Genomic DNA, 13,062 nt, shown 5'->3' with positions numbered 1-13,062 from the left:
ATCCTTTCCTTATAATCCGATGTCACCGTTTATATCGCACACTACCCTTACTTCCGAGTACTTTGCCGACTTTCGGAAAGTTTCGGTGCAGTATCTTATCATGTCGCGCAGTTTTTTAGACACGCGGCATTTGATTATCAGGCGGTAGCGATAACGGTTATTTATTCGTCCGAGAGTACACGGAGTCGGACCGAGCACTCTCAGCGGTATGTCAAGTCGGTTTTCTGCGATGTAATTCCGCATGATGCCGACAAATTCTTTCGAGCCTTCTATCACGCGGCTTTCCATGACAGATGAAAAATTCACCGCGCAGATATCGCAGAACGGCGGATAAAGCAGCGCGTGACGCAGCTCCGATTCCTGTTCGTAGAACTCATCGTAGTTCTGTTCTGCGGCCAGATTTATGACGTAGTGGTCGGGGACGAATGTCTGTATGAACGCTCTTCCCGGCTTGTCGCCGCGGCCCGAGCGTCCTGCGACCTGAGTTATCAGCGAAAAAGTGCGCTCATAGCTGCGAAAATCCCCCGTGAACAGCGCTTTGTCGATGGACACGATCCCGACGAGAGTCACGTTCGGGAAGTTCAGTCCCTTTGCGATCATCTGCGTTCCGAGCATGATGTCATACTCGCCGCGTTCAAACGCCGAGAAGCTCTCCTCATATGCGTAGCGCGAAAATGTCGTATCTGCGTCCATCCTCAGAAGCCTTGCCTTAGGGAAAAGCCTGCCGAGTTCGTCCTCTATTTTCTGTGTGCCTGCGCCGCTTTGTCTCAGCTTTTCGCTGTGACAGGACGGGCATTCGTGCGGTATCGCGATGCTGTAGCCGCAGTAGTGGCACATCAGTCTATTGTTTTTTATGTGGTATGTCAGCGGAAGGTCACAGCTCGGGCATTTGAGGGGCTGGCGGCATTCTGCGCAGGAGATGTGCGTTGTGTATCCGCGCCGATTCAGCAGTAGAATGACCTGCTCGCCCTTTTCGAGAGTCTCGCCGACTGCGTCAGCGAGCTTTCGGCTGAAAAGACTGCCGTTGCCTGCGGCTGCCTCCGTCTGCATATCGATTATCTCTACCTCTGGCAGAGTTGCGTTTGCGTATCTCTGGTGCATCTCGAACAGGTGGAACCTGCCCTGCTTCGCGTAGTAGAAGCTCTCTACCGAGGGGGTCGCCGACGCGAGCACCATCACGCATTTATGGTAGCCGCACCGCTGTATCGCCGCTTCTCTTGCGTGATACCTGGGTGAGCTGTCTGACTTGTATGTGCGCTCGCCCTCTTCATCGAGTATGATGATACCGATGTTGCTGAGCGGAGCGAAAACCGCACTTCGCGTGCCGATGACAATCTTTGCCTCGCCGCGCTTGATACGCTTGAACTCGTCTGCCCTCTGACCGAGAGACAGCGATGAATGCAACAGGGCGATGTCATCCCCGAAGTACAGTTTGAATTTCTTCACCATCTGCGGCGTGAGCGATATCTCGGGCACCAGCAGCATGGCTGTTTTCCCGAGCGCCAGCACTGACGCTATCAGCTTGAAGAACACCGACGTTTTGCCGCTGCCCGTCACGCCGTACAGCAGTGCCCCCGACGGCTTACCTGCGGTCACGAGCTGCATGATGCCGTCGTACGCGGCTGTCTGCTCATCGTTCAGGTGTATGTCCTCGGTACTCAGACGTTCGTCCGCGTCGGCTGTCGCCTTGCGCATGACCTCAACCGAGTAGCTCATGACGATGCCTTTTCCCTCAAGCCGCTTGATAACGGCGTTGGTACAGCCTGCCATATAGCATATCTCGGACGCCGAAGCAGAGGTATTTTCGGTAAGCAGATCGACTACCGCCTTCTGTTTTGCGCTGAGTTTTTCCTCGATATTTCCCGAGATATACGCTTCGGTCAGTCTGTAGTTCTTCTCGGAAGCGTCGCCCACAAGCCGTTTGAAAACATCTATCTCTTCGAGCGCACCCTTATCGCACATGGACGTGATAAGCTCTCTCAGATGTTTTTTCTCGGCGGCATTGGCACATTTTTCGGTATCGAGTATCGAATCTGTCTCGCGCTGATCTGCGGCGGTCTTCAGCCGCATCAGGAGCTTGGTCTCCTCATCGGTAAGACCGCATTCGGTCTCATCGACGGCAGACGGCTTGTAATGAACTGCCGCCTTGACGCTGAACCCGTTCGGCACCATTGAGCGGAACGCATCGAAATAGGTGCAGAAAGTAGTCTCTTTGAGCCATTCTGCCATAGCGAGCATTTCCTCGCCGAGCAGTGGTTCGTCGTCTATCACCTCGGACAAGGCCTTTATCCTGCTGTCTGCCGTTTCGACTTCGCCGACAGAAAGTATGAGCGCTATGACCTTCCTGTTCCCTCTTCCAAAGGGCACGAAAGCTCTTGCGCCTGCACAAACCTTATTGGCGAGCCTGTCGGGAACGGTGTAGGTATAACGTCTGTCAAAACTCTGCGAGGCGGTGCTTACCGCCGCCTCAACAACAAGTATTCCCAGTTTTATCAGCCTCTTACAGCGGGATTCTCGATGAGTTTGTACTCACCTGCCGCGAACTCGTCAACAGCCTTCTTTACAGGTCTCTCGTCGAGTACGGTGTGATTCTTGAAGGAATCGTCGGTGATCTCTCTTGCTCTCTTTGCTACTGCTACTACGAGCGAATAGTAGCTTTCATTGTTCTTTAAGATCTGGATAGCTGCGGGTCTAAGCATTTTTAAGCACCTCGTCAATAGTCTCTTTCATATTATCGGCTTTGAAGGCTTCAAGGCCTTCGCCGCCGTCCTTTGCCTTTTTGAATATAGTCACGAGATCCTCAACAGCCTTGTCGAGGTCTGCGTTTACCATCACGTAATCGTAGTCGTAAGCGGTCTTTACATCGGGAACGACGGTAGTCAGACGTTTCTGTATCTGCTCCTCAGTCTCGCCCGATTCGACTGCTCTTCTTCGGAGCCTGCGTTCGATAGACGCAACGCTCGGCGGAAGTATGAACAGCATTATCGCGTCGGGTCTCTTCTTCTTTACTTGAAAAGCGCCCTGCGGCTCGATCTCAAGAAGCACGTCCCTGCCTTCCGCGAGGTTTTCCTCAACGGGGGCTTTCGGAGTTCCGTAGCAGTTGCCGCTGAACTCGGCGTGTTCGAGAAAAGCGTCCTCTGCGATCATCTGTTCAAACTGCTCTCTTGTTTTAAAGAAATAGGTCACGCCCTCTTTGTCGATCTCGCGGGGCTTTCTCGTTGTACAGGAGATTGAATTGTAAATATCGAATCTCTTGTTCAGCTCAGCGATGAGCGTGCCTTTACCGCATCCCGAAGGTGCGGATATGATAAACAGTTTTGCGTTATTCTTCATCTGTATCCTCCATATCTTTCTCTGGCGCGACACCTGCGCGGAGAGCTATGGTATCAGTAGAAAGTGCGGAGAGCACCACATGGTCGCTGTCCATTATAAGCACCGATTTGGTCTTTCTTCCGCACGAAGCGTCGATAAGCGTTCCTCTGTCCCTTGCCTCCTGCATAAGCCTTTTTACAGGCGCGGAGTCGGGAGCTACCACTGATATCACCCTTTCGGATGATACTAAATTTCCAAAACCGATATTCAGAAGACGCATATCAGACACCCCTTATTCAATATTCTGGATCTGTTCTCTTATTTTTTCTATCTCGCTCTTCATCTCAACGACTATCTTTGTTATGTCGAGATCGGAGCATTTTGAACCTGTAGTATTTACCTCACGGTTCATTTCCTGAACAAGAAAATCGAGCTTTCTCCCCACAGGCTCATTTGAGCCTATAAGCTCGCGGAACTGAGCGATATGGCTGTGAAGCCTTACCGTTTCCTCGTCAACGGCAGTCTTTTCCGAGAAGATGGCCGCTTCGGTGATTATCCTTGCATCGTCGATGTTTCTGTCTCCGACGACTTCTTTTATCTTAGCGTAGAGCTTTTCTCTGTATGCATCGGTGACCTTCGGCGATCTGTCCTCGACGAATCTCACCGACTTTTCGATCATGTCGAGTCTTGAAGAAATGTCGTCGAACATCTTTACGCCTTCGGTCTCGCGCATCTCGATGAAACGAGAGAGTGCGGTCTCGGCGGCTGCCTTGACCTGTTCCCAGACCTGTTCCTCGTCCTCCTGAGTCTTGACTACGGTAAACAGATCGGGCAGGCGCATGATATCCGAAAGTTTGAGGTCATCCTCGACACCGAGTTCCTCCGACGCGCCTCTGAGTGCGTCGATATATCCGTGTGCGATCTCGCGGTTGACGGTGATGTTTGCGTTCACGCCCTCTTTGTTGTATATGAATACCGCAACTTCGACCTTGCCTCTTGCGATCTTTCCGCCGAGCAGCGATTTCAGCTTTTCGTCAAGGTAGCCGTAAGCCCTCGGTGTGCGTGCTGAAAACTCATAGAAGCGGTGATTGACCGAGCGGATCTCGACAAGCACTTCCCTTTCAGCGTATTCGGCGCGTTCTCTGCCGAATCCGGTCATAGATCTTAGCATGAGTTTCCTCCTTTAAGTTCATTTGTTCATCTTATTATTATACCATTTTTTGCAGTGTATTTCAATAGTTGTTCATACATTATTGACTATGTTTTTACGTTTCATCAACAAAGGAAAGGATGTCCGTAAGCCGTTCGGCGATGACGACATTCGGCAGCTTTTCAAACTCGCCGCGCACTGTCGAACCCGTGAGAACTGCGCCGAAATCGACATCCGCATTCTGTGCGGTCTGAGCGTCGATGATGTTGTCTCCGACGTAGAGTATCTCGCTCTTGTCAAGTCCGAGCTGTGATATGCACTCAAACAGACTTCCGGGGTCTGGCTTGGGTTTTGCCGTATCGCCGAGCCCGATCAGGACATCGACAGGCAGACAGCCTGCCTTTTCTTCAAAGCTCTCCACTATGCGGTAGCGCATCTTTGAAGAGCAGATACCGACCTTCACGCCGTGTTCCCTGAGCCTTTTCAGCCCCTCGATAACGCCGTCGTAGAAGAAAGTGTACTTTACCATCACATCATCAGCCTTGCGGATGTAGACCTTTCGCATGGCTTCTTTGTTCGGGTTGTCGGGTATGCCCGAGAGAAGGTCGAAAGCGTTGGTCAGCGGCATCCCGATGGTGTTGTATATGGTGCGGTCGTCGGGTACGGGATAGCCGAACTGTTCGAGGGTATGCCTGAAACAGATGAGTATCCCCTTTGACGAATCCGCGAGTGTAAGGTCGAAATCGAATATGCAAGCCTTATATTTTTTCATAGTCTCTCCATCAGTCAATATATTGTTATTATAACACATCACAGCCACTAAATCAAGTGATTGCGCCGTTTTGTAAACATACTGTAATCACATATACAAATAAACCGACCCCTGCGGCTTTTAACCGCAAGGGTCATTTTATCAGATAATATCGTCTTCCTGCTGAGGTATCTCAAGCTGCTTCTTGGGAATGCGCTTGATGGGGTCATAAATCCACTTCTTGCAGGAGTAATCAGCCTCTACAAGTCCCTGCTTTTCGCAGAGTACCTTGTTGCCCTCTCTCGAGCGATTTCCGTAAAGGCAGTATGAACATGACGGTGATATACTGTTTCCAAAATAATTCTTCTTCTTAGCCATTCTAATACATCTCCTTGAGCATAATGCCAATGACTCTGACATGAGCCTTTTATTTCGCCTTTATATTATATCATATTTAATCGGAAAATGCTACCCTTTTTCTCAAAACTGTCAAAAAAATCATCATTATCAAGCAAACCGAGGGTATAAAATTGTTGAAATTGACCATAATAGACAAACCCGTTGACGCGGCTGCGGTTTTCGTGCCAAATAAATGCCAGAGCAGCCGCATCATACCCGCCGATACGCACGTTCCTGCTGTCCTTGCGGTCAGAAACGGCTTCAGCGAGAAGCGTCCGCCGACGATGACATACACCTGCATCAGCACGCACACACCGCCGAAAGCCCCTGCGGCGGCGATAAGCGGAAGCATCCGATAGGGTGTGCCCGTCAGCGACGTGAGCGACGATATCTCGATGAATGCCAGCATAGTCCTACGTGTGTTGTCGGTCACGGGAATGTGTTCCGTGAGTGGCGAGACAAGCGTCATTATCATCTGAAAGAAAAGAATCATCGAGCAGATGCCGAACAGTCCCCTGCCTGCCGCCGAGACGCTTTCGGGGAGCATCTCGGCGGAGAAAGTCCTGTTCACGGTCTGTTCGGTACGTCTGATGGGAAAAATCCTGAAAACGACTGCCGAGACGATGATGTTCGCGGCGGCGCATGACAGAAAAATGAGCATTCCCGTCCGCTGAGAACCGAACACCGTCACCCCGACTGCCGAACAGAAAAATGCGGGGCCTGCTCCGTAACAGGTACACAGCAGTCGTTCCGCATCACGCTTATCGAGGGTCTTTCTGTCGTACATACGGCATATCATCGACGCGCCCACGGGATAGCCCGCGATGTTCGATATCAGAAACAGCGCTCCGTATTCTTTCGGCAAGCCCGCGAGCCATGACAGCGGCCGCAGAGGTGCCGACAGGGGTATGTACCCTCCGCTCCTCACCATGAGGTCGGAGACCGCCATGAATGCGAACAGCGATGGTATGATTATGTTCATGCACCGCATGACAGCCTGCCGCATATCATCGGCAAGCTGTGCGGAAAACGCGGTCAGCAGGACTGCCGTTACGGACAGAACTGCTGATACGGCGATGTTTTTTCGTGATGGGGTCATGCTTGTATCTGTCTCCTTATGCTTTCGACCGCGTTTTTTTCAAGGCGTGAGACCTGTGCCTGAGAAATGCCGATCTCGTGTGCGACCTCGACCTGAGTCTTGCCGCGGATATACCGCAGATCGAGTATCAGACGCTCACGTTCGGGCAGGTTTTTTGCGGCATCACGGACAAGAAGCTCGTTCAGCGCGGTCTGCGAGTCGGAAGGGTCGCTCACCTGATCCAGCAGATAGAGCGTGTCCCCCGAGTCGGAATACACGGGCTCGTAGAGCGACACGGGGTCAGCCGCCGATTCGAGTGCGGCGACCACCTCGCTCCGTTCGACGCCCAGCTCCTCGGCTATTTCGCCGATGGTGGGTTCGCGGCTGTTCTCGGCTGTGAACCGTTCCTTAACCTGCATGGCTCTGTAGGAAAGGTCTCGGAGCGAACGGCTGACGCGGACGGGGCGATAATCGCGCAAATGGCGTTTGATCTCGCCGAGTATCAGCGGAACGGCGTAGGTCGAGAGCCGCACGTTCAGATCGGTGTTGAAGTTGTCGATCGCCTTTATCAGCCCGATAACACCCACCTGAAACAGGTCGTCGGATGACTCGCCGCGCCCGATGAAGCGCTGTAAAACGCTCAGCACGAGTCTGAGATTGCCGTTTATCAGCCGCTCTCTTGCGGTCTTGTCGCCCTGCGAGGCGAGGGTAAGCAGGTGTTTGGTCTCTTCATCGCTCAGCAGTTCGAGCTGAGAGGTATTTATTCCGCTTATTTCGACTTTGTTGTATTGCATTTCTATCCTCCGTCGGGTTTCGTTCTCAATAAGATTATTGACGGAGCGGCGGGCATTATGCCGACGAATACTCTGGGTAAATTTTACCTGTCATATCATATGCTGACAGACGGTGCGATATGCAAAGAAAAAGCACGCAGAGCTTTCTTCTGCGAAAAACTCTGCGTGCAGCAAACTATATGAAGGATGTGTGTGGAACGCTTGATCTTATATCAGTATCCGAACATACTGCCGAAGTCACCGAAATCCTGGAAAGGATCGCTGCCTCCGAAGCCGCCCTGACCGTAGCCCTGCTGACCGCCGCCGTACTGCTGATCCTGCTGGTCCTGCTGACCCTGCTGACCCTGCTGTGCGGACTGCTGGTTATTGTCGGATGTTTCGGAAGCTTCCTGCTTCTTCTCCTCGACGGTCACGGTGACGTTCTTGTACTCGCCCTGAGAGTAGACCTTGAGTTCAAGAGTGTCGCCTGCCGCGCACTTCTTTACGATGGCGATGAGGTCGGAGCTGTTGGTGATCTCCTTGCCGTTAGCCTCGGTGATGATGTCGTTGATCTTGATGCCTGCCTTGTCAGCGGGAGCACCGTCGGTGACCTTCATTACAGCCGCGCCCTTGGGCAGACCGTAGCCCGAAGCTTCGTCGCTGACATCGCCGACACCGAGTCCGATGTAGGGCTTGACAGCGTAGCCGTTCTCGATGATGCTTGTCACGATCTCCTTTACAGTGTCGATCGGGATCGCGAAACCGATGTTATCTATCTCAGCCTCATTCGAGCTGCTGGAAGAATACTTTGCGTTGGTGATGCCGACTACCTCGCCGTACATATTGAACAGTGCGCCGCCCGAGTTGCCCGAGTTGATCGCGCAGTCTGTCTGGATAAGGTTCATGGTCGCGAGAGAGGTGGTGACCTGTCTGTCAAGAGCGCTTACAACGCCCGATGTGAGCGAGAAGGTCAGCTCTCCGAGGGGGTTGCCGATAGCGACTACCTGATCGCCGACTGCCAGACTGTCCGAGCTGCCGAGCACTACAGGGGTAAGGCCTGTTGCGTCGATCTTGATTACCGCGATATCGTTGCTGTCGTCGCTGCCTACAAGCTCAGCTTCGTAGGTCTTGCCGTCGTATGCAGTAACGGTGATGGACTCAGCGCCTTCGATAACGTGGTAGTTGGTGATGATATAGCCGTCATCGCTTATGATGAAACCCGAACCCGAAGCCGCCGCGGTGGTCTTGTATCCGAAGTAGTTGGTGGTCGAGATGGAAGTTGTGATACCGACAGTGGAGTTTACGTTATTCGCGTAGACCTCGGAAGCGGTCATCACCTTGCCCGAAGCGGCGGAAGTCTCGGTAACAACGGTGTTGTTTCTTGAAGATGTTACGAGGTTCGTGGTCTTGGTGCTCTTGGTCTGGGACTGTGAGGTGGTGATGGTGTCCTGTCCGAGGTATCTCATTCCTGCGTAAAGTCCGCCTGCGCCGACCGCACCGCCGAATATCGAGCAGCAGATAGCTGTTGCGATGATTTTCTTTCCTGTATTGCTCTTCTTAGCTTTTACTTTTACGGGTCTTATGTTCTCGGGCTGATAGTTTGCGTTGTAATTGAAATCGTTCATAATGATACTTCCTTTCTTAGCAGGTCTTTGGTTTGTCCTGCTCTTTACTATGATTTAATTATATTTCCCGTAACTTAAAGATACTTTAAATCTGAATGAAAACGCATAGATATTTTCATACACATTGCTGTCACACTGTGATAGAATGTGATGGATATGTAAGGATTTTTAACAATTATTACATATATCCTCACGCTTTCAGCAAAAAGACCGCCGAAAGGACGGCGGCCGCTGGAAGATCATTTCTTTTTCTTGTCATGCTGTACGTTTGCGAGGGGGGATGATTCGGCAGCTTTTCGCAGGTTATCATCCACAAGGTGGGTGTAGATCTCGGTGGTGGCGATGCTTTTGTGGCCGAGCACGTCACGCAGCACCAGCGTATCGACGCCGCCGTGCTGATACATCAGCGTTGCAGCCGTATGACGCAGCTTGTGGGTCGTGATGCCGAGGTTTGACAGTCCTGCTCTTTTCAGCATTTCCTCGACTATCTGCTGAACTCTGCGCCTTGTTATCCGCGTGCCCCTTGCCGACAGGAACATTGCACGTTCCTCGGTGGTCACGGATTTTCTTATCACAAGGTATTCGTTCAGAGCGTCGATGCAGGCGTTGTTGAGGTAGACGATGCGTTCCTTGCTGCCCTTTCCAAACAGTCTGAGTGTGCGGTTCTCCTCGCTGTAATCTATGATGTTCAGCCCGACAAGCTCAGACAGACGCATCCCGCAGTTAAGGAACAGGCAGATGATGCAGTAGTCGCGCTCGCGGTTCTTCGAGTCGATACTTGCGAGCATTTGCAGCGACTGTTCCAGCGTGAGGAAACGAGGCTGTTTGTTCTTCACCCTCGGAAGGTCGAGATTTTCGACAGGGTTTTCTGACAGTCGGAACTGCGGCTCGGCTTTCAGGTGGAGATAGTTGAAAAAACGTTTGAGCGCCGACGCTTTTCTTGCTCTTGTGGCTGTGGAGTTCTGACGGTCGTTTCTGAGATAGTAGAGGTACTGGTGAGCCTCGTTCAGGGTGAATCGCTTTATCAGCTCGAACGGAACATCTGCGATACTGATGTCGCCCCATTCCACCGCTGGGTCGCAGAGACGGTTTTTGATCTTCAGGTAGCGCAGAAAAGTCCGCAGGTCGATGTAGTAGGCTTCCTCGGTGCGGTCTGCCCTGTCCTGTATCACCTTCATATAGGTCAGAAAATCTTCGAGATACTGCGGACAGTCGTCTCTGTATTTCTGCTTCATTCATTTCACCTCTTTGAGAAAAGCCCTGCCGTGGGGCAAGGCTTTTTATTACTTTTCTATCCTGATTATCGAGTGCTTTGCGTACTCGGTATCGCTTCGGATGAAGAACTTCATCGCGGCGTGGTTGGTGCTTTCTATCGGTTCGAGGTTCTCGTCAAAGATCTCGTCTGCCGTGATGGTAACAGGCATTCCGTCGGGTTCGAGCAGTTCGAGGGTATCGCCTTTGAGGAACTTGTTCCGCTGAACGCATTCGATAAGTCCGCGTTCCTTGTCGTAGCCCGTGACTATCGCAGCCACGTCCCAGTCGCGGATGTATCCGCTGCTTTCGTAGTACTGGCACTGCTTCGGGTGACCGAAGAAAAATCCCGTGCAGTAAGCGCGGTGGCTGACCTTGAACACCTCGTCATGCACCCATTTCGGCAGCGTGAAGCTGTCGGGGTTTTTGAGGAACTCGTCCATAGCGCGGCGGTAAGCGTTTGTCACCACCGAAACGTAGTACGAAGACTTTGCCCTGCCCTCGATCTTGAAGCTGTCAACGCCTGCTTCTGCGAGCTTGTCGATGTGGTCGATCATGCAGAGGTCTTTTGCGTTGAGGATGTAAGTCCCCGCTTCGTCCTCGAACACGGGATAGAACTCGTTCGGGCGCTTTTCCTCCATGAGATGGTAGCCCCATCTGCACGGCTGAGCGCACTCTCCCCTGTTCGCATCGCGGTCGATCATGTACTGGGAGATCAGGCATCTGCCTGAAAAGCTCACGCACATCGCACCGTGAACGAACACTTCTATTTCAAGCTCCTTCGGTGTCTTGGCGCGTATCTCGGCGATCTCTTCGAGCGAAAGCTCACGGGCGAGGACTACGCGTTTTGCACCCATATTGTAGAACTCGTTCGCCGCCGCGTAATTCACGATGCCCGTCTGTGTGGACATATGGATCTCCATATCGGGGGCGTAGCGCTTTATCATGAAGAACACACCGATGTCGTTTGCGATGAGCGCATCGACTTTTGCATCCTGTGCTTCGCGGACGAACTGTTCAAAGTGGGGTATCTCGTCATTTCTCGGAAGAGTGTTGCAGGTGAGGTACACTCTCCTGCCCAGTGCATGAGCCTTTGCACAGGCTTCTGCGAGCTGTTCGGAGGTGAAATTCGGCGAGGCTGCCCTCATGCCGAACTTTTTTCCGCCGAGGTAAACAGCGTCGGCGCCGAATTCGAGAGCCGCTTCGAGACGTTCCATGTCGCCAGCGGGCGACAGCACCTCGAGCGGACGGCTGTAGTTATAGGTATTTCCGAAAACTCCCATCAGGCGAGCCCTGCCTTTTTCAGGTTTTCCTCGTGCTCTTCGAGGGTCTTCGCAACAAACAGTTCACCTGTCTTCAGGTCGTTACAGAAGTAGTAGTAGTCGGTCTTTTCTGCGTACAGAACTGCCTTGATCGCGTCAAGTCCGGGATTGCCGATAGGACCTGCGGGCAGACCCTGACAGATGTAGGTGTTGTAGTTGTTGGTGTAGTATTCGATCATCTGGTCAGTTGTTTCGACCTTCTTGATGACCTTGTCGATGTAATTTCCTGTAGCATCCGACTGGAGGCTGGGGAAGGTCGCCGAATCATTGAGACGGTTCAGGAAGATAGAAGCAACTAAGGGCATATCCTCAGCAGAACCTGCCTCAGCCTGAACGATGGAAGCGAGAGTTATCACCTCATAGAGATCCATGTTCATCTCTTTCATGCGCTCGTACATATCATCGGTGATCTTGCTCTCAAAGTTCTCACGGATTATCTTTGTAACATTATAAGCAGAGTCATCAACATAGAATTCATAAGTATCGGGGAAGAAGAATCCTTCCATCGAATAGAACGCGAGCACGTTTCGGTTAACTCTTTTGTCAAGCTCAAAATCCTGCTTGGCGTTAAAGGCTGCAAGAAAATCATCCTTACTGCATACGCCGTTCTTTTCGAGCTTCTTAGCTACCGCTAAAAGGTTCGTGCCTTCCTTGAATGTAAGCTCGACGGTCTTATAGGATTCGCGCATATAGGACAGTTCCTCAACGATATCGGGATAGCTTCTGCTCGGGCTGAGAGAAATATCACCAGGGTAAAGGGTGGGTCCGTGCTTGATCTTTAATGCTAGCTTGAACAGGTATCTGTTTTTGATGATGCCGTTTTCGATGAGGATGTCGGCTATCTGTTCGTTGTTCGAGCCCGCGGGGATGTTGAAGGTGATCTCCTTGTCGGGCTTGTTGATGCCGAGATATTCCATTCCGAGGGTGATTGCGCCCGTCGAAAGCACGATAGACAGCGACACGATAACGATGGTGATGGTAAGCCCCGTGATTATCGAGGTGTTGAGTATGCGCTCACGCTTCTTCTTGCGGCGTGCAGGCGGTCTCTTGCCGTTGGGAGCGGTTCTCTGTCTCGGCGGACGTGACTGTACGGGTGCAGGTCGCTTTTTCGGTGCGGCACTGCTGTGTACGGCCTCTTCCTCCTCCATCGCATCCTCGGGCACGGCAGAGCTTTTGCGCTTTATGTCAGCAAACGGGTCGCCGAGTTCATCGAGCGGAGAAGCGGTTTTCTTTTTGGGCTTCTGCTTCTGGATGACGGGCTCGTCCGAATACTCGTTCTCAAACTCATGAAGAGCGAGATCGAGAGAATGTCTGTGCTCCGAAATTCGCTCTTCGGCGGCTTCGGAGACATCCTTATTAAGCTCGGTGCTGTCACCGAACAGATTCTCATTCTTTTCCATG

At 52.0% G+C, this 13,062-nt stretch carries 13 protein-coding genes; all 13 read right to left on the bottom strand.

Annotation, left to right across the window (positions count from 1 at the left end):
- Nucleotides 1–9: 9 nt before the first annotated feature.
- Nucleotides 10–2,481 carry a replication restart helicase PriA gene (gene priA / locus BT142_RS09050; RefSeq protein WP_242871959.1) on the bottom strand — a complete coding sequence of 824 codons (2,472 nt, stop codon included), beginning with the start codon at nt 2,479–2,481 and terminating at the stop codon, nt 10–12.
- An 11-nt stretch (nt 2,482–2,492) separates the two neighbouring features.
- Nucleotides 2,493–2,699, bottom strand: coding sequence for a DNA-directed RNA polymerase subunit omega (locus BT142_RS09045; protein ID WP_072417878.1), 207 nt, complete (start codon nt 2,697–2,699; stop codon nt 2,493–2,495).
- Nucleotides 2,692–3,333 carry a guanylate kinase gene (gene gmk, locus BT142_RS09040; protein WP_072417877.1) on the bottom strand — a complete coding sequence of 214 codons (642 nt, stop codon included), beginning with the start codon at nt 3,331–3,333 and terminating at the stop codon, nt 2,692–2,694. Before gmk ends, BT142_RS09045 begins: the two co-directional genes overlap by 8 nt.
- Nucleotides 3,323–3,592, bottom strand: coding sequence for a DUF370 domain-containing protein (locus tag BT142_RS09035; protein ID WP_072417876.1), 270 nt, complete (start codon nt 3,590–3,592; stop codon nt 3,323–3,325). Before BT142_RS09035 ends, gmk begins: the two co-directional genes overlap by 11 nt.
- A gap of 12 nt (nt 3,593–3,604) precedes the next feature.
- On the bottom strand, nt 3,605–4,483 hold the full coding sequence (locus BT142_RS09030) for a YicC/YloC family endoribonuclease (protein ID WP_072417875.1): 879 nt from the start codon (nt 4,481–4,483) through the stop codon (nt 3,605–3,607).
- 94 nt (nt 4,484–4,577) lie between these two features.
- Nucleotides 4,578–5,234, bottom strand: a complete 657-nt coding sequence (locus BT142_RS09025) for an HAD family hydrolase (protein ID WP_072417874.1) — start codon at nt 5,232–5,234, stop codon at nt 4,578–4,580.
- Nucleotides 5,235–5,375: 141 nt separating this feature from the next.
- Complete coding sequence (locus BT142_RS09020; protein ID WP_072417873.1) at nt 5,376–5,591, bottom strand: hypothetical protein; 216 nt, start codon at nt 5,589–5,591, stop codon at nt 5,376–5,378.
- Nucleotides 5,592–5,667: 76 nt separating this feature from the next.
- Complete coding sequence (locus BT142_RS09015; protein ID WP_072417872.1) at nt 5,668–6,711, bottom strand: hypothetical protein; 1,044 nt, start codon at nt 6,709–6,711, stop codon at nt 5,668–5,670.
- Entirely contained in the window at nt 6,708–7,484 is a 777-nt protein-coding gene (locus BT142_RS09010; protein ID WP_072417871.1) for a SigB/SigF/SigG family RNA polymerase sigma factor, read from the bottom strand. Before BT142_RS09010 ends, BT142_RS09015 begins: the two co-directional genes overlap by 4 nt.
- Before the next feature lie 212 nt (nt 7,485–7,696).
- Nucleotides 7,697–9,088: a S1C family serine protease gene (locus BT142_RS09005; RefSeq protein WP_072417870.1), complete on the bottom strand. Its 1,392-nt coding sequence runs from the start codon at nt 9,086–9,088 to the stop codon at nt 7,697–7,699.
- Nucleotides 9,089–9,327: 239 nt separating this feature from the next.
- A complete protein-coding gene (locus BT142_RS09000; RefSeq protein ID WP_072417869.1) occupies nt 9,328–10,323 on the bottom strand; it encodes a tyrosine-type recombinase/integrase in 996 nt (331 codons plus the stop codon).
- 48 nt (nt 10,324–10,371) lie between these two features.
- Entirely contained in the window at nt 10,372–11,622 is a 1,251-nt protein-coding gene (locus BT142_RS08995) for a peptidase U32 family protein (RefSeq protein ID WP_072417868.1), read from the bottom strand.
- The gene (gene mltG, locus BT142_RS08990) at nt 11,622–13,061 is read right to left on the bottom strand and encodes an endolytic transglycosylase MltG (protein ID WP_072417867.1); all 1,440 of its coding nucleotides are present in this window, start codon (nt 13,059–13,061) and stop codon (nt 11,622–11,624) included. Before mltG ends, BT142_RS08995 begins: the two co-directional genes overlap by 1 nt.
- Between the last annotated feature and the right edge of the window lies 1 nt (nt 13,062).

Origin of the sequence: Ruminococcus sp. YE71 (assembly GCF_900119155.1) — a bacterium.
Classification (GTDB): domain Bacteria; phylum Bacillota; class Clostridia; order Oscillospirales; family Ruminococcaceae; genus YE71.
This window is presented reverse-complemented; position numbering and strand designations above follow the sequence as displayed.

What these genes read in the sequence shown, in the direction of transcription:
- gmk (WP_072417877.1), bottom strand. Translation starts at nt 3,333, where the DNA reads ATGAAGAATAACGCAAAACTGTTTATCATATCCGCACCTTCGGGATGC.
- BT142_RS09010 (WP_072417871.1), bottom strand. Translation starts at nt 7,484, where the DNA reads ATGCAATACAACAAAGTCGAAATAAGCGGAATAAATACCTCTCAGCTC.
- BT142_RS09020 (WP_072417873.1), bottom strand. Translation starts at nt 5,591, where the DNA reads ATGGCTAAGAAGAAGAATTATTTTGGAAACAGTATATCACCGTCATGT.
- BT142_RS09035 (WP_072417876.1), bottom strand. Translation starts at nt 3,592, where the DNA reads ATGCGTCTTCTGAATATCGGTTTTGGAAATTTAGTATCATCCGAAAGG.
- BT142_RS09030 (WP_072417875.1), bottom strand. Translation starts at nt 4,483, where the DNA reads ATGCTAAGATCTATGACCGGATTCGGCAGAGAACGCGCCGAATACGCT.
- BT142_RS09015 (WP_072417872.1), bottom strand. Translation starts at nt 6,711, where the DNA reads ATGACCCCATCACGAAAAAACATCGCCGTATCAGCAGTTCTGTCCGTA.
- BT142_RS08995 (WP_072417868.1), bottom strand. Translation starts at nt 11,622, where the DNA reads ATGGGAGTTTTCGGAAATACCTATAACTACAGCCGTCCGCTCGAGGTG.
- mltG (WP_072417867.1), bottom strand. Translation starts at nt 13,061, where the DNA reads ATGGAAAAGAATGAGAATCTGTTCGGTGACAGCACCGAGCTTAATAAG.
- BT142_RS09045 (WP_072417878.1), bottom strand. Translation starts at nt 2,699, where the DNA reads ATGCTTAGACCCGCAGCTATCCAGATCTTAAAGAACAATGAAAGCTAC.
- BT142_RS09000 (WP_072417869.1), bottom strand. Translation starts at nt 10,323, where the DNA reads ATGAAGCAGAAATACAGAGACGACTGTCCGCAGTATCTCGAAGATTTT.
- BT142_RS09005 (WP_072417870.1), bottom strand. Translation starts at nt 9,088, where the DNA reads ATGAACGATTTCAATTACAACGCAAACTATCAGCCCGAGAACATAAGA.
- BT142_RS09025 (WP_072417874.1), bottom strand. Translation starts at nt 5,234, where the DNA reads ATGAAAAAATATAAGGCTTGCATATTCGATTTCGACCTTACACTCGCG.